This is a genomic window from Flavobacterium sp. JLP (assembly GCF_015350755.1).
Taxonomy (GTDB): Bacteria; Bacteroidota; Bacteroidia; order Flavobacteriales; family Flavobacteriaceae; genus Flavobacterium.
The window spans coordinates 320,029-337,326 of record NZ_JADKPS010000002.1 but is presented as its reverse complement, the minus strand read 5'-3'; the positions used below and the strand labels follow the sequence as shown (position 1 = coordinate 337,326).

The 17,298-nt window shown below is 34.6% G+C and carries 16 protein-coding genes and 1 tRNA gene; 8 read left to right on the top strand and 9 right to left on the bottom strand.

Annotation, left to right across the window (positions count from 1 at the left end):
* Positions 1 to 29 precede the first annotated feature (29 nt).
* Complete coding sequence (gene purN, locus IRZ83_RS06910; RefSeq protein ID WP_029271475.1) at positions 30 to 593, top strand: phosphoribosylglycinamide formyltransferase; 564 nt, start codon at positions 30 to 32, stop codon at positions 591 to 593.
* A 112-nt stretch (positions 594 to 705) separates the two neighbouring features.
* Positions 706 to 1,185, top strand: coding sequence for a ribonuclease HI (gene rnhA / locus IRZ83_RS06905; RefSeq protein ID WP_194567731.1), 480 nt, complete (start codon positions 706 to 708; stop codon positions 1,183 to 1,185).
* 60 nt (positions 1,186 to 1,245) lie between these two features.
* Here the strand turns inward: rnhA and IRZ83_RS06900 are convergent, their stop codons facing one another.
* Positions 1,246 to 1,596, bottom strand: coding sequence for a DUF6249 domain-containing protein (locus tag IRZ83_RS06900; protein WP_029271473.1), 351 nt, complete (start codon positions 1,594 to 1,596; stop codon positions 1,246 to 1,248).
* Between the two features lie 399 nt (positions 1,597 to 1,995).
* On the opposite strand from IRZ83_RS06900, the gene IRZ83_RS06895 reads away from it, so the two are divergent.
* From IRZ83_RS06895 to IRZ83_RS06880, 4 genes are all read left to right on the top strand, one after another.
* Positions 1,996 to 2,583 (top strand): RNA polymerase sigma factor, encoded by a 588-nt coding sequence (locus IRZ83_RS06895; RefSeq protein ID WP_194567729.1) that lies wholly within the window; start codon positions 1,996 to 1,998, stop codon positions 2,581 to 2,583.
* Positions 2,567 to 2,959, top strand: coding sequence for a hypothetical protein (locus IRZ83_RS06890; protein WP_194567727.1), 393 nt, complete (start codon positions 2,567 to 2,569; stop codon positions 2,957 to 2,959). The genes IRZ83_RS06895 and IRZ83_RS06890 overlap by 17 nt, the downstream gene beginning before the upstream one ends.
* Before the next feature lie 241 nt (positions 2,960 to 3,200).
* Positions 3,201 to 4,124 (top strand): PfkB family carbohydrate kinase, encoded by a 924-nt coding sequence (locus IRZ83_RS06885; RefSeq protein ID WP_194567726.1) that lies wholly within the window; start codon positions 3,201 to 3,203, stop codon positions 4,122 to 4,124.
* 79 nt (positions 4,125 to 4,203) lie between these two features.
* Positions 4,204 to 6,102, top strand: a complete 1,899-nt coding sequence (locus IRZ83_RS06880) for an amidophosphoribosyltransferase (protein WP_029271469.1) — start codon at positions 4,204 to 4,206, stop codon at positions 6,100 to 6,102.
* Between the two features lie 679 nt (positions 6,103 to 6,781).
* On the opposite strand, the gene IRZ83_RS06875 is transcribed toward IRZ83_RS06880, so the two are convergent.
* Positions 6,782 to 7,393 (bottom strand): superoxide dismutase, encoded by a 612-nt coding sequence (locus IRZ83_RS06875; protein WP_029271468.1) that lies wholly within the window; start codon positions 7,391 to 7,393, stop codon positions 6,782 to 6,784.
* 138 nt (positions 7,394 to 7,531) lie between these two features.
* Positions 7,532 to 8,158, bottom strand: a complete 627-nt coding sequence (pth, locus tag IRZ83_RS06870; RefSeq protein ID WP_194567725.1) for an aminoacyl-tRNA hydrolase — start codon at positions 8,156 to 8,158, stop codon at positions 7,532 to 7,534.
* Positions 8,159 to 8,400: 242 nt separating this feature from the next.
* Here pth and IRZ83_RS19620 point away from each other — a divergent pair, with 242 nt between their 5' ends.
* The gene (locus IRZ83_RS19620) at positions 8,401 to 10,668 is read left to right on the top strand and encodes a tail fiber domain-containing protein (protein WP_194567724.1); all 2,268 of its coding nucleotides are present in this window, start codon (positions 8,401 to 8,403) and stop codon (positions 10,666 to 10,668) included.
* A gap of 256 nt (positions 10,669 to 10,924) precedes the next feature.
* Here IRZ83_RS19620 and IRZ83_RS06860 read toward each other — a convergent pair whose 3' ends face one another.
* Both IRZ83_RS06860 and IRZ83_RS06855 read right to left on the bottom strand, forming a co-directional pair.
* On the bottom strand, positions 10,925 to 11,536 hold the full coding sequence (locus IRZ83_RS06860; RefSeq protein ID WP_029271465.1) for a 50S ribosomal protein L25/general stress protein Ctc: 612 nt from the start codon (positions 11,534 to 11,536) through the stop codon (positions 10,925 to 10,927).
* Between the two features lie 117 nt (positions 11,537 to 11,653).
* On the bottom strand, positions 11,654 to 12,595 hold the full coding sequence (locus tag IRZ83_RS06855) for a ribose-phosphate pyrophosphokinase (protein ID WP_029271464.1): 942 nt from the start codon (positions 12,593 to 12,595) through the stop codon (positions 11,654 to 11,656).
* Between the two features lie 230 nt (positions 12,596 to 12,825).
* On the opposite strand from IRZ83_RS06855, the gene IRZ83_RS06850 reads away from it, so the two are divergent.
* Positions 12,826 to 12,905, top strand: a tRNA-Leu gene (locus IRZ83_RS06850).
* Positions 12,906 to 13,053: 148 nt separating this feature from the next.
* On the opposite strand, the gene IRZ83_RS06845 is transcribed toward IRZ83_RS06850, so the two are convergent.
* From IRZ83_RS06845 to araA, 4 genes are all read right to left on the bottom strand, one after another.
* Complete coding sequence (locus IRZ83_RS06845) at positions 13,054 to 13,524, bottom strand: OsmC family protein (RefSeq protein WP_194567723.1); 471 nt, start codon at positions 13,522 to 13,524, stop codon at positions 13,054 to 13,056.
* Positions 13,525 to 13,571: 47 nt separating this feature from the next.
* Positions 13,572 to 14,204, bottom strand: coding sequence for a hypothetical protein (locus IRZ83_RS06840; protein WP_194567717.1), 633 nt, complete (start codon positions 14,202 to 14,204; stop codon positions 13,572 to 13,574).
* Between the two features lie 129 nt (positions 14,205 to 14,333).
* Positions 14,334 to 15,521 carry an aldose epimerase family protein gene (locus IRZ83_RS06835; protein ID WP_194567715.1) on the bottom strand — a complete coding sequence of 396 codons (1,188 nt, stop codon included), beginning with the start codon at positions 15,519 to 15,521 and terminating at the stop codon, positions 14,334 to 14,336.
* Positions 15,522 to 15,789: 268 nt separating this feature from the next.
* A complete protein-coding gene (gene araA / locus IRZ83_RS06830) occupies positions 15,790 to 17,298 on the bottom strand; it encodes an L-arabinose isomerase (protein WP_057115567.1) in 1,509 nt (502 codons plus the stop codon).

Sequence of the window (17,298 nt, the reverse complement as noted above, 5' to 3'; positions counted from 1 at the left end):
TTTTTTGCATTCTCAAAATAAATTCGATTATGAAAAAAATTATTGTTTTTGCCTCAGGATCAGGGACTAATGCTGAAAACATCATAAAATATTTTGCAAAAACTGAAAACGCGAAAGTTGTTTCTGTTTTTACGAATAATCCTTCTGCAAAAGTCATCGAAAGAGCAAAAAATCATCAAATTCCTGTCGAAATCTTCTCAAAAACCGAACTTTTAGAACGAAATGTATTACAAAAAATACAAGAAATCGACCCAGATCTGATAGTTCTTGCAGGTTTTTTATTGAAGTTTCCAGAAAATATAATCGAGAAATATCCTAACAAAATAATCAATATCCATCCGGCACTTTTGCCTAATTATGGAGGCAAGGGAATGTATGGAATGCACATACACAGAGCTATAGTTAATAATAAGGAGAAAGAAACCGGAATATCTATTCATTATGTAAATGAAAATTATGACGAAGGCGGGATTATTTTTCAGAAAAATATAGCCCTGACAGATGAGGATACGCCTGAAACGGTAGCCGAAAAGATTCACGAACTGGAGCAAAAGTATTTTCCAGAAATAATTCAGACTATCTTAGAACAATAAATTGTTTATATCGTTAGACTTCTTAGACATCTCATTAGAAAAATCTAAAAGTCTAAAAATCCAAATGATCTAAGAAGTCTAACAATCTAATAATCTAAGAAGTCTAAAAAAAATGACTCACGAAGTACATATATATACTGATGGCGCGGCAAAAGGAAATCCTGGAAACGGCGGTTACGGCGTCGTAATGGAATTGGTTGGAACACCACACAAAAAAGAATTCTATGAAGGTTTTCGCCTTACTACAAATAACAGAATGGAACTTTTAGCTGTGATTGTTGGTTTAGAGAAATTAAAAAACCCGAACATGAAAGTCCTTGTAATTTCTGATTCTAAATATGTCGTTGATTCCGTGGAAAAAAAATGGGTTTTGGGCTGGGAAAAAAAGAAATTTGCAGGAAGAAAAAATCCAGATTTATGGAAACGTTTTTTAATTGTCTACCGCAAACATCAAGTCGATTTTAAATGGATTAAAGGGCACAACAATCATCCGCAAAACGAACGCTGCGATCAGCTTGCCGTTATGGCTTCAATGCAGCCCAAACTTTCTGTTGATGAATATTACGAAACCATCGGCTCAAAAATGGATTAAAAAAATAACGTATCAAGCATATTCTCGATACGTTATTAAAATAATACTTTTAAAAAAATCTTATTCTTCTTTATCTAAATCTTTAGCGGTTCTAAATCCTGCTAATAAACCTACTCCAGCCATGATTAAAATAATTGACGGATAAACAGCACCGTCTTCTAAAGATGTATAAGTTGTAATCAGCAAGGCCAGAAAAATTCCAACACCGCTTCCTATTAATAAGAAAGCCAGATTGACTACAAACACTTTCCAGACCGAAACACCCTTTGTTGTTCCTTTTAAAAAGATACTGGCATCAACACCTTTTTCTATAAGTGCTAAACGTTCTCTGTTTCTAGTTGAATAAATAAGATAGACAATCCCGAAGATCATCAAAAAAAGACTAAGTGGTACTAAAATTTCTGGTCCCATAATTTTTGTGTTTTTATAATTGATTGATACTCCATATGACGAAGGTTTTCAAATTCAGGTTACAAGTTTTGGCAAAAAATTTAAAAATTTAAATTCTAAATCTCAAAAACTACTGATAATCAGTTAATTTTAAACTCTAAAATTCTTTTAGAAAATAGATCCTAAAATATTAGTCCCGTTTTTGTCATCTCAACGAAGGAGAGACCAAACTATCCCGAAACTTCGGGACGCAAAGTAAACAGTTAATCGTTATCGAGTTTCGAGTGTGATCTCTCCTTCGTCGAGATGACAATAGTGTGGTAAAGCCTGCTTTTGAAAGTTGGAATTTGGAATTTTAAAAATTGAAATTTATTTTCAATTTCTTGTAACCTAAACAAACAACCTGTCGTCCTATATAATATGAGTACAATAAGTGATCAACATTATATCGATAAAATCCTGCTGGGCGAAACCAATGCGTTTGCCGTGCTGGTAGATCGTTATAAGGATATGATTTTTACATTGGCACTCAAAATGATTAAAAACAGAGAAGAAGCTGAAGAAGTTGCACAAGACACTTTTATTAAAACATATAATTCTCTAAGCAAATTTAAAGGCGATTCTAAATTTTCGACTTGGATTTATAAGGTTGCCTATAATACCTGTTTAGACAGGTTGAAGAAAAACAAAAAGGAAGAAAATAATATTTCGATAGATGAGTTTTCGTCTCATTTAATTAAAACAATGGACAATGCATTAAGTGCATTAGAAGATAAAGAACGAAAACAGACGATTCAGAATTGTTTAAATTTATTGCCAAGTGATGAGAATTTCTTGCTGACTTTGTTTTATTTCGAAGATCAGAGTTTAGAAGAAATCGGTAAAATCATGAATATTAATGCTAATAATGTCAAGGTAAAATTATTTAGAAGCCGACAAAAATTAGCCGTAATTTTGAAAAAGCAATTAGAACCAGAAATAGTAGCGTGTTATGAAAGAGAGCGATAAAAATATAGAAAATCTTATTGATAAAATGATGGCCGAAAATACTTTGGAGTCGCCATCTTTTGACTTTACTTCAAAAGTAATAACTCAGGTTTTAGCCGCTGAAAAAAGTAAAATTAAAACGTATAAACCTTTGATTTCTAAAACAACTTGGGTTCTGCTTTTTGGCGGTCTGATCGCTCTTGCTATCTATGCATCTCTTTTTTCTGGAAGCAATAATATGGAAATCGGAAAATTATATTCAAACAAATTCTCAGCCTTATTTTCAGGAATGCATTTTTCTAAAAATATAATGTACGCTATTTTGATTGTTCCTTTTATGATTTTAGTTCAGGTTGGAGTATTGAAGAATTATTTTGATAAGAAATACGACTTTTAAATTCTAGTTTTGTTTAACTATTCAATCCAAAACATTCAAAGCATTTTTCAAAAATAATTATTGCTTTTTAAATCCAAAAACCCTATTTTAATCCTTCAAAAGATTCAAATATAATTCTCTCATTTACAACAGTTTTAGTCCCGCAAACGATATTGTTTTTTTATGAAAATTTTGAGAACTTAAACCGTTGCAATATTGCAACTTATGAAGTATCTTTGCACCCTAATTCGAAATTCATAAAATGAATAAATTATTGATTGTTGGAACGGTTGCTTTCGACGCGATTGAAACTCCTTTCGGAAAAACAGATAAAATTTTAGGTGGTGCTGCAACGTACATTGGTTTATCAGCATCCTTTTTTAACTTGCAATCGGCCATCGTTTCTGTAGTTGGCGACGATTTTCCACAAGAACATTTAGATCTTTTAACTTCAAAAAATATTGATATTTCTGGTATCGAAATTGTAAAAGGAGGAAAAACCTTTTTCTGGAGCGGTTTATACCACAACGATTTAAATTCAAGAGATACTCTTGTAACGGAACTAAACGTTTTGGCAGATTTTCAGCCAAAAGTTCCTCAAAACTTCAAAGATGCTGATGTTGTGATGTTAGGAAACTTACATCCGTTAGTACAAAGCAGTGTTTTAGATCAAATGGAGAAAAAACCAAAATTAGTTGTTTTAGATACAATGAACTTTTGGATGGACTGCGCTCTTCCTGAATTATTAGACGTTATTAAACGTGTAGATGTTATTACAATCAATGACGAAGAAGCAAGACAACTTTCTGGTGAATATTCATTAGTTAAAGCAGCAAACAAAATTCAAGAAATGGGACCAAAATACGTGGTGATCAAAAAAGGAGAACACGGCGCACTTTTATTCCACAACAGAGAAGTATTTTTTGCACCAGCTTTACCATTAGAAGAGGTTTTTGACCCAACTGGAGCTGGAGATACATTTGCAGGCGGATTTTCAGGATTTATTGCGCAAAGCGAAAACATTTCGTTTGGCAATATGAAAAATGCAATAATTTACGGTTCGAACTTAGCTTCATTTTGTGTGGAGAAATTTGGAACTGAAAGGATGGAAACATTAAGCAAAGCAGAAGTAGCGATTCGATTACAGCAATTTAAGTCGTTAACTCAGTTTGACATAGAAATATAATGCCCAAAAGCCTCGATAAAACGGGGCTTTTTTATTACGTTAATACACACAACTTACAACAACACAAAATACAAAAACAATGAGCGACGCTTTAAAACACGAATGTGGTATAGCCTTAGTTAGACTTCTTAAACCGCTTGAATATTACAAAGAAAAATACGGAACTGCATTTTACGGGATACAAAAAATGTATCTTATGATGGAAAAACAGCACAACCGCGGTCAAGATGGCGCCGGATTTGCAAGCATCAAACTAGATGTTGAGCCAGGACAACGCTATATCAGCAGAGTTCGTTCGAATCACGCACAGCCAATTCAGGATGTTTTTAAACAAATCAATGATCGTATCAATGAAGAGTTGACTTCAAAGCCAGAAATTGCTGATGATGTAAATAAAATAAAATCAGAAATTCCATATGTTGGCGAATTGTTTTTAGGACACGTTCGTTACGGAACTTTTGGAAAAAACAGCATCGAAAGTGTACATCCATTTTTACGTCAAAGCAACTGGATGCATCGTAATTTGATTTTAGCTGGAAACTTTAACATGACAAATGTTAAAGAGCTTTTCGAAAATTTAGTTGAATTAGGACAGCATCCAAAAGAAATGGCTGACACTGTTACGGTAATGGAAAAAATTGGCCATTTCTTAGACAAAGAAGTAATGCAATTATACCAAGATTGCAAGACAGAAGGTTACTCAAAAAGAGAAGCTTCTCCTGTAATTGCAGACCGATTGGATATTGCGAAAATATTAGCACGTTCTGCCAAAAATTTAGATGGAGGTTACGCAATGGCCGGATTGTTAGGTCATGGTGATGCTTTCGTTTTTAGAGATCCTGCAGGAATTCGTCCGGCTTACTTCTACCAAGATGACGAAGTAGTTGTTGTGGCTTCAGAAAGACCTGTTATTCAAACTGTATTTAACGTACCTTTTGAAAGCGTGCAGGAAATCGAACCAGGAAATGCGTTGATCATTAAGAAAAGCGGTAAGGTTTCTATGGAACAAATATTGGAGCCAACTGTGAAGAAAGCTTGTTCTTTTGAAAGAATTTATTTCTCAAGAGGAAGTGATGCTGAAATTTATCAAGAACGTAAAAATTTAGGGAAATTAATTTTGCCTGCCGTTCTTGAATCAATTGACAGTGATACAGACAACACTGTTTTTTCTTATATCCCGAACACGGCTGAAACTTCATTTTATGGTTTAGTCGAAGCGGCCCAGGATTTTCTAAATCAAAGAAAAAACAATTATATCCTAGAAAACAGAAGCACACTTACTGCTGAAACGTTGCAAGAATTATTGGCGGTAAAAATCCGCACAGAGAAAGTTGCTATTAAAGATGCTAAACTTAGAACGTTTATTACGGAAGACAGCAGCCGTGATGATCTAGTAGCTCACGTTTATGATGTAACGTACGGAGTTATTAAACCAACCGATAATTTAGTTATTATTGACGATAGTATTGTTCGTGGTACTACTCTAAAAATGAGTATCATTAAGATGATGGATCGTTTAAAACCAAAACGCATCGTAATTGTTTCTTCGGCACCGCAAATTCGCTATCCTGATTGTTACGGAATTGACATGGCGAAATTAGAAGGTCTTGTTGCTTTTAGAGCAGCATTGGCTTTATTAAAAGAAAGAAACTTATACCATATAGTAGACGAAGTTTACGCAAAATGCAAAGCACAGGAAAATTATGTAGACAGCGATGTCGTAAATTATGTTACAGCAATTTATGATCAGTTTACGCCTGAGGAGATTTCAGATAAAATTGCTGAAATGTTAAGCTCTCCAGAAATCAATGCCGAAGTAAAAATCATTTTCCAAAAGGTAGAAGATTTACATATTGCATGTCCTAAAAATTTAGGTGATTGGTACTTTACAGGAGACTATCCAACTCCGGGTGGAAATCGAGTTGTAAACAGAGCATTTATGAATTTTTATGAAGGAAAAGACGCTCGAGCGTATTAATAAAATACTAACAAAAGGTTAATTTGTGCATTTCATCGGTTTTTTTTGCCGTTCATCCTGTTTGTTTGGTAAAAATGAAAAGCTATAATACTTTTGGGAAACCATAACATTAGTAGGTTAAGTTTATGGTAGATTTGGGGCAAAAAGGGTGGAAGAAATTCCACCTTTTTTATTGGAATAAACTCAAGTATTTCAATTCTAAATCATTATCCTCATTTTGTCGGATTTATTTGCCATTCATCTAAAAAGTTTTTTTCATAAAAATAGCTGCCATACATTTACTGAACCATAACATTAGTAGGTTAAGTTTATGGTAGATTTGGGGCAAAAAGGGTGGAAGAAATTCCACCTTTTTTATTGGAATAAACTCAGCTATTCATTTAAAAGATTACTGATACTTAATCGGATATATTTGCCATTCATCTAAAAAGTTTTTTTCATAGAAATAGCTGTCATACATTTACTGAACCATAACATAGTAGGTTAAGTTTATGGTAGATTTGGGGCAAAAAGGGTGGAAGAAATTCCACCTTTTTTATTTTTTTTAGAAGAGAAAAAAAGATATGAGAATATAGATTACAGAAATAGACTAAAGAGAAATAAAAAAATATAGACAAAAAAAGACGGATAATCTTTCGATCATCCGTCTTTTTTCTATATTCTATTTTCTTTGAATAGACTATTTGTCTAAAGCAAATCTTCTAGCAACTTCTGTCCAATTAATTACATTAAAAAAAGCTTCAATATAATCTGGTCTTCTGTTTTGGTAGTTTAAGTAGTAAGCATGCTCCCAAACATCCATTCCTAAGATTGGAGTTCCACCGTTTCCAGCAACTTCCGGCATTAATGGATTATCTTGATTTGGAGTACCTACAACTTCTAATTTTCCTCCTTTTTGAACTGTTAACCAAGCCCATCCTGAACCAAATTGTGTTGCACCAGCTTTAGCAAATTTTGCTTTAAATTCTTCAAATGACCCAAAAGAAGACTCAATAGCTGCTAATAAATCACCTGTTGGCAATCCACCGCCGTTCGGAGCCATTACAGTCCAAAATAAATTGTGGTTGTAAAATCCTCCACCATTGTTACGAACTGCAGCGTTTGATTTATCTAAGTTGATTAAAATATTTTCAATTGTTTTTCCTTCCAAATCTGTTCCAGCAATAGCTGCATTCAAGTTTGTTGTATAGGCATTATGATGTTTTGAATGGTGAATTTCCATTGTACGAGCATCAATATGTGGTTCTAATGCATCATATGCATAAGGTAATTGTGGTAATTCAAAAGCCATGATATTATGATTTTATGGTTTATAATAATTTATTCCAAATTTAAACATTTAACTTTGGAATAGAAAATAGTATTTCGTTATTATTCAATTTAATTAATTGATAATTTGATTTTTTAAGACTTAAATACTTGTAAATCTTTATTTTCCGTTAAAAGCAGTCATCGTATTTTCTAATCCGGCTGTTCCAAAAGATTTTATAATTTCACATGCAACCTCCAAACGTTCCGGCAATTTTGCTTTTTCTTCTTCATCCCAATCGCCTAAAACATAATCTACTTGCTGTCCTTTTTTAAACTGATCACTGATACCAAACCTAAAACGAGTGTATTCCTGCGTATTTAAAACCAGATTAATATTTTTCAATCCGTTGTGACCACCGTCGCTTCCTTTTGGCCTGATTCTGATCGTTCCAAATGACAAGTTTAAATCATCTGTAATTACTAGAATATTTTCTAAAGGAATATTTTCTTTATCCATCCAATATTTCACTGCCTTTCCGCTCAGGTTCATATAAGTATTTGGCTTTAAAAGAAAAAAGGTCCTTCCTTTAAATTTATATTCAGCTAAAGCACCAAGCTTTGCCGTTTCGAATGAAAGACTTTCTTTTTTAGCTAAAAAATCAAGAACCTTAAAACCTATATTATGTCTTGTATTTACGTATTCAGCGCCAATATTACCTAATCCTACTATCAAATATTTTTTCATATTGTCTATGTTCTCTTCTTTTTGTGTTGATGAAAACAGTTTTGTTATCCATTTTATCATAATGCAAAAATAAACTTAATTCGGAAATTAACTCTTTACGTTAATGATTTTCTCTGCTAAGTTTCTAGAAAAATTGCTAAATACCTAATTGTGTTTTTAAAAGTAAAAACCTACAAAAATACCTTAATCTATAAAAAGAAAAACCTATAGAGGCAAAACACAACAAGACTTAAAAAGAAATTTGCTAATTCAAAAAAGGGGTTAATTAAATATTTGAATCGCCCATAAATAAAGAATATACTATGAAAAATAAATTACTTCCATTACTTTTTGTATTAGCCAGTTACGGAGCTTATTCGCAAGTAGGCATAGGCACACTTAAGCCAAATGCTTCGACACAATTAGAAGTTGTTGCTTTAGATAAAGGAATATTAATTCCAAGAGTTTCTTTAACAGGAAGCACAGATACTACAACAATTACAAATGGAAATGTAAACAGCTTGCTGGTTTTTAATACAGAAACTATTTCAGATATTATTCCTGGCTACTACTATTGGTATGTTGATAAATGGTATAGAATTGCAGTTTCTGGAGAAGGATCAGGTATAGGAACAGCAGAAGGCAACGGAATTCCTGGTGATAAAGGAGAGCCAGGTTACCCAGGCAAAGATATTAACATTTATACGGACAAAACAGCCGAGATTGTTTATGTACAAAATTCAGATGGTACTTGGACACCCATAAATGGTAAGGATGGAAAAGATGGATTGCCAGGAATACAGGGTGCAACTGGAGCTACTGGTGCAACAGGGCCACAAGGAGAAATAGGGTTAACCGGTGAAACTGGAGCACAGGGACCAATTGGACTAACAGGACCACAAGGGCTACAAGGAATTGATGGCCCAATTGGTTTAACTGGACCAGCAGGACCACAAGGACCACAAGGGTTAACTGGAGCTACTGGCTCAACAGGATTACAAGGACCAATTGGACCAACTGGGCCTCAGGGGCCAATAGGTTTAACTGGGCCAGCAGGGCCACAAGGACCGCAAGGGTTAACTGGAGCTACCGGCTCAATAGGATTACAAGGACCAATTGGACCAACTGGGCCTCAGGGGCCAATAGGTTTAACTGGTCCAGCAGGACCACAAGGACCACAAGGATTAACTGGAGCTACTGGTTCAACAGGATTACAAGGGCCGATAGGACCAACTGGGCCGACCGGAGGTCAGGGACCAATTGGACTAACAGGAGCAACAGGACCTCAAGGTTTGACAGGAACGACAGGCGCACCTGGCCCAACAGGACCACAGGGCCCAATAGGGCCAACCGGACCAACGGGTTCACAAGGACCAATTGGATCAACTGGTCCACAAGGACCAGAAGGCCCACAAGGAGTACCTGGTCCCAAAGGTGATTCTACTCCGCAAACCATAATTAAGGGAGATTTAATTGCTGGTAGTCCTTCTATAACAGTAACAGGAAACGGTAAAGTGTTAGATGCAAATATTATTGTTGATGTTGTAAAAAAAGATCTTACTACTACAACACCTGATAATGGCGGAAAAGTATTTAAAATTATCTCAGGAGGAACTGGGGCAACACTTGTAGATACTCAAATAAACATGGTTCCTGCAGTAAACGCACCAGGAATGCTTACTACAAATAAATCTGGAATAATTGAATGGTCAGATATGCCATGGTTATTAGACGGTAATGGTGATCAAGATGGTGTTGACAGAATTAGATCATTTGGTACAAAATCTGCTTTTGATCTTCCGTTTATTACCAACAATACTGAAAAAATGAGGTTGACGACTTATGGTTTTCTTGGTATAAATACAATTAATCCACAAGCACCATTACACATACTAAAAGACGGATCAGATCTTGATAACAGAAGTATTCTGCGTATAACTAGTTATGATGACAAACCAAGTGCTGCTGCTCCTTCTCTTCTATTTGATAGACAAAGAGGTAATGTAGCTGCTGCAGATAATTTAGTAGCTGGTGATTTATTGGGTTCTATAAGTATGAGGGGAAAAACCAGTACAAGTGCCCTGACTTTCTTTTCAGCAATTACTAGTTATTATAAAGGTGACGGAACTACTGCTTTGAGCGACATTAGATTCAGCACATCAGGAATCTCTGATCAAGTAATAATTGATCAAACTGGTAATATTATTCCAAGAACAACTACTCAAAACTTAGGTTCTTTAAGTAAAAGATGGGGAACTGTCTACGCTGTTGATGGTACGATTCAAACATCAGATATTCGTTTGAAGAAGAATATTACACCTCTTAAATATGGTTTAGCTGATGTTCTTAAAATTGATCCTATTTCTTATAACTGGAAAGAAGACAATACTGGAAAAGTAAAAATTGGAGTATCTGCACAACAAGTACAAACCATTTTACCTGAAGTAGTCGATGTGGCAAATGATGCCAATAAAACACTGGGCGTTAACTACGCTGAAATGGTTCCGGTTTTAATTAATGCCATTAAAGAACAGCAAACTCAGATAGAGGAGCTAAAAGCTTTGGTAAAACAATTGTCTAGTAAAAAATAATAAGATTATATTCTAAAAAGAAATAATTAAAAGTAAAAATCCGATTGCGTCATGTAATCGGATTTTTTTATGAATACACAAGCGCACAAAGATTACGCAAAATTCACTAAAATTATGAAGATTATCCATCTTCAGCAATTTTATTCTCTAGCCTCTTAAAACCAGAAACTTAGCACCTAAGCAACTTCAAAAAAAGTAAAGACAAAAAAAAAGCACCAGTTTTGCAACTGATGCTTTTTGTATTGAGTTGAAAAAATTATTTTTTCTTTCCTTTTGCAGGAGCTTTTGCAGCTTTTGCAGCTTCTTGAGCAGCTTTCATAGCAGCACGAGAAATTCTTACTTGAGCAACAACAGTGTTGTCTGGATGCATAACTTTGTATTCTGGAGCACCAACTTTAGTAACATATAATTTGTTACCCATTTCAAGTGGAGTAATATCAGCTTCAACAAAATCAGGAAGATCTTTAGGTAAAGCTTTTACTTTTAATTTACGAGTGTTCAAACGTAAAACACCACCTGCAAGAACACCTTTAGATGTACCAACAACTTTTACAGGAACTTCCATAGTGATTTCTTTGTCATCAAATAATTGAAAGAAGTCAATGTGTAAGATTTTGTCAGATACAGGGTGAACCTGAATATCTTGTAAAATTGCGTTGAATGATTTTCCTTTTCCAAGTTCGATCACAACTGTGTGAGCGTTTGGAGTGTAAACCAAGTTTTTGAATGCCGCAGCGTCCGCTGAGAAATGTACTGCCTGATTTCCTCCGTATAACACGCAAGGAACCGCTCCAGCATTACGTAAGGCTTTAGTTGACACTTTGCCCACGCTTTCTCTTTCTGATCCTTTAATTGTAATCGATTTCATTGTAAAAAAATATAGTTATTAATAAATATTCTTATTGGCTAAGCTTTAAGCAATACGCTTAAGGCTTTTTAAAATGAGTAACAAAGCTTACGGCCTAAAGCCTAAGCATATTGCTTTCTACATTATAAATTTTCCACTAATGGAATTGTTGTGGTGCACCATGTGCATAACTTCAGCAAAAAGAGGTGCACAACTCACTACTCTAATTTTCTTTGATTCTTTCTTTAACGGAATAGAATCGGTAACAATCAACTCACTTAATTTTGAGTTTTCAATTTTTTCGTAAGCGTCACCTGATAAAATCGCATGCGTACAAATTGCTCTAACACTTAATGCTCCTTTTTCGATCATTAGGTCGGCAGCTTTTGCTAATGTACCTCCAGTATCGATCATGTCGTCTACTAATATTACGTTACGCCCTTTTACTTCACCAATTAGCTCCATAGTGTCGATAACGTTGGCTGCTTTTCTTTGTTTGTAACAGATTACTACATCTGATTCTAAAAACTTAGAGTAAGCATATGCTCTTTTTGAACCTCCCATATCCGGAGATGCAATAGTTAAATTGTCTAATTTTAAACTTTCTACGTATGGTAAAAAGATTGTAGAGGCAAATAAATGATCTACTGGTTTTTCGAAAAACCCCTGAATTTGATCTGCATGCAAATCCATTGTCATTACTCTTGTTGCTCCAGCAGCATCTAATAAATTAGCTACTAATTTAGCTCCAATCGGAACTCTTGGTTTGTCTTTTCTATCCTGTCTTGCCCAACCAAAATAAGGCATAACAGCTGTAATATGTCTTGCAGATGCGCGTTTTGCAGCATCGATCATCAGTAACAATTCCATCAAATTATCAGCAGTTGGAAAAGTCGAACACACGATAAAAACGCGTAATCCTCTAATTGACTCTTCGTAAGATGGCTGAAATTCTCCATCACTATACGTTGACATCGTTACTTTTCCTAACGGAATTCCGTATTGCTCTGCAATTTTTTCTGCAAGATAAACACTTTGTGAACAAGCAAAAATTTTAGCTTCTGGTTCTAGGTGCGACATTATAATTTGTTGTTTTGTAGTTAGTTGTGTGTGCTTCGTTTTAACGAGCTGCAAATTTAGAAAATTTATTGGACACTGAAAGGAAAAATTTAAGTATTTTTAGTAGAACATTTAATTTAATTTTTTACATTTGCACCGTGTTAAAGGAATAAGCACAGTTATGGCAACATAATTACTTATTCTATTGCGTTAAAATAATTGATTTATTCACTTATTTTTTCGTCTGCTAAGCCCGGATGGCGGAATTGGTAGACGCGCTGGTCTCAAACACCTGTGGGAAACCGTGCCGGTTCGACTCCGGCTCCGGGTACAAAAACCTCTTCATAACTGAAGAGGTTTTTTTGGTTTTATACTATTCCTGATTTAACCGCAAAGAGCGCAACGAAAAATACGCAAAGGTTCGCAAAGATTTAAATAAAACTTTGCGAACCTTTGCGTAAACCTAGCGTTCTTTGCGGTTAAGCTATCTCACAACTCGCCTCATGCAAAACAGGAAAATTGCACGAATTTGCTATAAAGCATAATTGATTTGCTTTTTGATGTAATTCTAAAGCCAATTTAATTTGATCAGAATTTGAGATTTTAACTTTAGGATATAATTTTACCTCAACAAAACGCCCGCTTCCATCTGCAAAAACTTCGAGAGTTGCTTCGGCGCTGTCTGAGTATTCAAGAACTTCTATTCCGTTCTGAGAACAGACATATAAATACGACATCATATGGCACGAGACCAAACTGCTCAATAATAAATCTTCAGGATTGTATAATTCTGGATCGCCTTTGAAAGCTTTTGCTGCTGATACATTTAAAATTGGTTTTCCTTCGATTTTAACTTGATGACTTTTGCTGTAAACTTTTAAAGACAGATCTTGCTCTTTTTTATTAGAAGTCCAATTTAATGCCGCTTTAAACAAATGCTTAAACCCCATACTTTATTTCTTTTTGCAATTAATTATTCTACTTCAAATCACTATTGTTATGGTCTTTGTTCTGAATCTATTTTGTCAATAAACCATTTAGCATTTATTTTTTTTAAACTATACTTATAATTTACTCCAGATATAGGCAGATAAAACCTAACTTCAGAAGTAAAATCATCTTTTTGAGTAATTAGATATTTACTTTCTTCAATATTTGGGAAAACATCTTCAAGAGATTCCTGAGTAAAAAAGAAGCGGTCATAATCAAATCCATATGGCGGGCCATCATTTTCTGGATTTTTCTTAAAATATTCATCTCCATCAACGAATATTTGCTTTTCATTTTTCAGAAAATTATCCGTTAAAAAACCACTCTTTTTCAATTCGGTTATATATTTATCGACTTCGCTGAAATTTACAAAATAGTTTTGCGGCTCTTTATTTTCTTCTACATATGATCCACCTTCAATTGTATTAAACTTATATAATGCATCTAGATTTTTAATATACCATTTCATGAAGTTTTTGACTAGATCTACTTGTTCTTTATCTACAGAATTAGTTTGTAGCTCTTTATGAATAGAGTCAACTTTAATTATTGATTTATTATCTAATGGACTAGTTTCTTTATTTTGACAACTTTGAAGAAATAAAATTGAAAATAAGATGACGCTTATTTTTCTTTTCATATTAAGGTTTTTAGTTTTCTGATTATTTATCAAATGTAACAAAGAAAGAATTATTAAATAAAAAAACCTCGAAAGCATAACTTCCGAGGTTTAATAGAGAATTACTAAACTAATAAACAAATCCTAAAACTATTTCTTTACTGAGAATTTAAAAGTAGTTTTAGTTTTATAATTTTCTCCCGGGTTTAAAATCGTTGTTGGGAAGTTTTTCTGGTTTGGAGAATCCGGATAATGTTCTGTTTCTAAACAAAGTCCGGTTCTGTGTGCAAAAGTTCCTCCTCCGTTTGGCATTGGCAGAGTTCCGTCTAGGAAATTTCCAGAGTAAAACTGAATTCCAGGTTCATCGGTTGTCATTTCTAAAACCCTTCCGCTGGCAGCGTGATACACTTTTGCGATTATTGTTTTTCCTTTTTCAGGATTGTTCAACACCCAGCAGTGATCGTAACCTTTTCCTCTTTCTAATTGTTCGTTTTTAGCTTCGATGTCTTTTCCAATTAATTTTGGTTTTCTGAAATCGAAAGGCGTATTGGCAACATCTTCTAATTTTCCTGTCGGAATTAAAGTTGCATCTACCGGAACTAATTTATCTGCATTCAAAGTCAATTCATGATCTAAGATTGTTTTGGTAAAATCTCCAGATAAATTAAAGTAAGAATGCTGAGTCAGATTCACAACCGTTTTCTTATCAGTCGTTGCTTCGTAAAGAACATCTAACTGATTATCATTTGTCAATGTATACGTTACAAAAACTTTTAGATTTCCAGGATAACCTTCTTCCATATCTTTACTTAAGTAGGATAATTTCAAAGAAGCTGTGTTTCCTGATTTCACCTCATCGGCTTTCCAAACCACATTAAAATATCCTTGTGGTCCACCGTGCAAAGCATTCGGAGCGTTATTGATTGCCAATTGATATTCTTTTCCATCTAAAGTAAATTTCCCTTTAGCAATTCGGTTGCCGTATCTTCCAATCAAAGCTCCAAAAAACGGATTTTCTTTTTCATATTGTGCCAAAGAATTAAATCCAATCACTACATTTTCAGAAACGCCGTCTTTATTAGGCACTTTTAAATCTGTAATTCTACCGCCAAAAGTGATAATGTCTACTTCCATCCCATTTTGGTTTTTCAATTTATAACTGTCTACTTTTTCTCCTTTAGCAGTTGTACCATAAGAAGATTTTTCAATCGTAACTGTAGCTTTTTCATCAGAAGAAACTGTTGTAGTATCCATTTTTTTATCGCTTTTACATTGAACTGAAACTGCAGCCAGACTTAACAGGCTTAAACCGAAAACGCAACGTTTTAATACATTCATAATTTGATAATTTTGTGGTTATTGTGAAATGTTAGATATTGAAAATAATCTGTCAGACGTTAAAAAATGCTATATTTTGACGCGGATTAGACAGATTCGTTTCACGAAGACGCAGATTTACACGGATTTTTTAATATTAAAATCCTTTCATCTGCGCTTTTGCGTTAGCAAATCTGTTTTATCAGCGTTTTATTTTCACAAAGTGATTTATTACCCAGCAAGCTAAAAGTAACAAAAACTTAGAACCTTAGCAACTTAGTATCTCAGACTACAATCCATGTTGAAACAAATGGTAATAGGCTTCGTTGGCATTGATTTTATCTTTGAAATCTCTCACCGTAGTTTTTTCGTCAATTACCAATAATTCGATTCCCGCGATATCGGCAAAATCTTCCATGTATTCTGTTGTTAATGACTGGCTGTAAACTGTATGATGCGCACCGCCAGCTAAAATCCAAGCTGTTGCAGCGATATCAAGGTTTGGTTTACAATCCCATAAAACTCTTGCAACTGGTAATTTTGGTAATTCTGCCATTGGTTTAATTGCTTCTACTTCATTTACAATTAAACGGAAACGAGTTCCCATGTCTACAAGCGAAACGTTGATTGCATCTCCAGCAGGCGAATTAAACACCAAACGAGCCGGATCTTCTTTTCCGCCAATTCCTAAAGGATGCACTTCGCAAGATGGTTTTCCGTCAGCAATTGAAGGACAGATTTCCAACATGTGAGAACCTAAAACATACGATTTTTGAGGTGTGAAGTGGTAGGTGTAATCTTCCATGAAAGAAGTTCCGCCTTCCAAACCAATATTCATTACTTTTAAAGCTCTTACCATTGCAGCTGTTTTCCAGTCTCCTTCTCCTCCAAAACCATAACCATCGGCCATTAATCTTTGTGTTGCGATTCCTGGTAATTGTTTCCAAGCTCCAAGGTTTTCAAATGTATCTGTAAAAGCTCCGAAACCTCCTTCTTCAAGGAAAGCTCTTAATCCTAATTCGATTTTTGCTGCTTCAACTAATGAACTTCTTTGCGCTCCGCCTTCTTTTAAAGAATCGGTTAAAGTATATGATTGTTCGTAAACGGCTAACAAATCGTTTAATTCTTTTTCTGTTACTTTTTCAATATGTTTGGTAACATCTGAAGAATCGTATCCGTTTACCGAAACTCCAAAACGAATTTGAGCTTCAACTTTATCGCCTTCCGTAACGGCAACTTCACGCATATTGTCTCCAATACGAGCTACTTTTAGGTTTTGAAGTTCATCCCACCCAAGAACCACTCTTGACCAGATTCCTAATTTTTTCTGCACTCTTTCATCTTCCCAATGTCCTACAACCACTTTACGTTTTTTGCGCATTCTTGACATGATAAAACCAAACTCACGATCTCCGTGAGCAGATTGGTTCAAGTTCATAAAATCCATGTCGATGCTTCCCCACGGAATTTCAGCATTGTATTGTGTATGCAAATGGCATAATGGTTTTTTCAAAATACTCAAACCGCCAATCCACATTTTTGCTGGAGAGAAAGTGTGCATCCAAGCAATAATTCCGATACAGTTTTTAGCTGAATTTGCCGCCAAACATACATCTAAAATCTGCGAAGGCGATTTTACTACATCTTTGTAAACTACTTTTACTGGAATCGAAGATGAAGCGTCTAATCCTTTTGCAATTATCTGCGAATGTTCTGCTACTTTTCTAAGTGTTTCTTCACCGTATAATTCTTGGCTTCCTACTACAAACCATACTTCTTTTTGAGAAATGTCTATCAT

Excerpts from the sequence above, each read along its gene's own strand:
- IRZ83_RS06880 (WP_029271469.1), top strand. The coding sequence starts at position 4,204 with ATGAGCGACGCTTTAAAACACGAATGTGGTATAGCCTTAGTTAGACTT.
- IRZ83_RS06875 (WP_029271468.1), bottom strand. The coding sequence starts at position 7,393 with ATGGCTTTTGAATTACCACAATTACCTTATGCATATGATGCATTAGAA.
- IRZ83_RS06840 (WP_194567717.1), bottom strand. The coding sequence starts at position 14,204 with ATGAAAAGAAAAATAAGCGTCATCTTATTTTCAATTTTATTTCTTCAA.
- IRZ83_RS06900 (WP_029271473.1), bottom strand. The coding sequence starts at position 1,596 with ATGGGACCAGAAATTTTAGTACCACTTAGTCTTTTTTTGATGATCTTC.
- IRZ83_RS06895 (WP_194567729.1), top strand. The coding sequence starts at position 1,996 with ATGAGTACAATAAGTGATCAACATTATATCGATAAAATCCTGCTGGGC.
- IRZ83_RS06860 (WP_029271465.1), bottom strand. The coding sequence starts at position 11,536 with ATGAAATCGATTACAATTAAAGGATCAGAAAGAGAAAGCGTGGGCAAA.
- IRZ83_RS06835 (WP_194567715.1), bottom strand. The coding sequence starts at position 15,521 with ATGAATGTATTAAAACGTTGCGTTTTCGGTTTAAGCCTGTTAAGTCTG.
- IRZ83_RS06890 (WP_194567727.1), top strand. The coding sequence starts at position 2,567 with ATGAAAGAGAGCGATAAAAATATAGAAAATCTTATTGATAAAATGATG.
- IRZ83_RS06845 (WP_194567723.1), bottom strand. The coding sequence starts at position 13,524 with ATGGGGTTTAAGCATTTGTTTAAAGCGGCATTAAATTGGACTTCTAAT.
- pth (WP_194567725.1), bottom strand. The coding sequence starts at position 8,158 with ATGATAAAATGGATAACAAAACTGTTTTCATCAACACAAAAAGAAGAG.
- araA (WP_057115567.1), bottom strand. The coding sequence starts at position 17,298 with ATGATAGACATTTCTCAAAAAGAAGTATGGTTTGTAGTAGGAAGCCAA.
- IRZ83_RS19620 (WP_194567724.1), top strand. The coding sequence starts at position 8,401 with ATGAAAAATAAATTACTTCCATTACTTTTTGTATTAGCCAGTTACGGA.
- rnhA (WP_194567731.1), top strand. The coding sequence starts at position 706 with ATGACTCACGAAGTACATATATATACTGATGGCGCGGCAAAAGGAAAT.
- purN (WP_029271475.1), top strand. The coding sequence starts at position 30 with ATGAAAAAAATTATTGTTTTTGCCTCAGGATCAGGGACTAATGCTGAA.
- IRZ83_RS06855 (WP_029271464.1), bottom strand. The coding sequence starts at position 12,595 with ATGTCGCACCTAGAACCAGAAGCTAAAATTTTTGCTTGTTCACAAAGT.
- IRZ83_RS06885 (WP_194567726.1), top strand. The coding sequence starts at position 3,201 with ATGAATAAATTATTGATTGTTGGAACGGTTGCTTTCGACGCGATTGAA.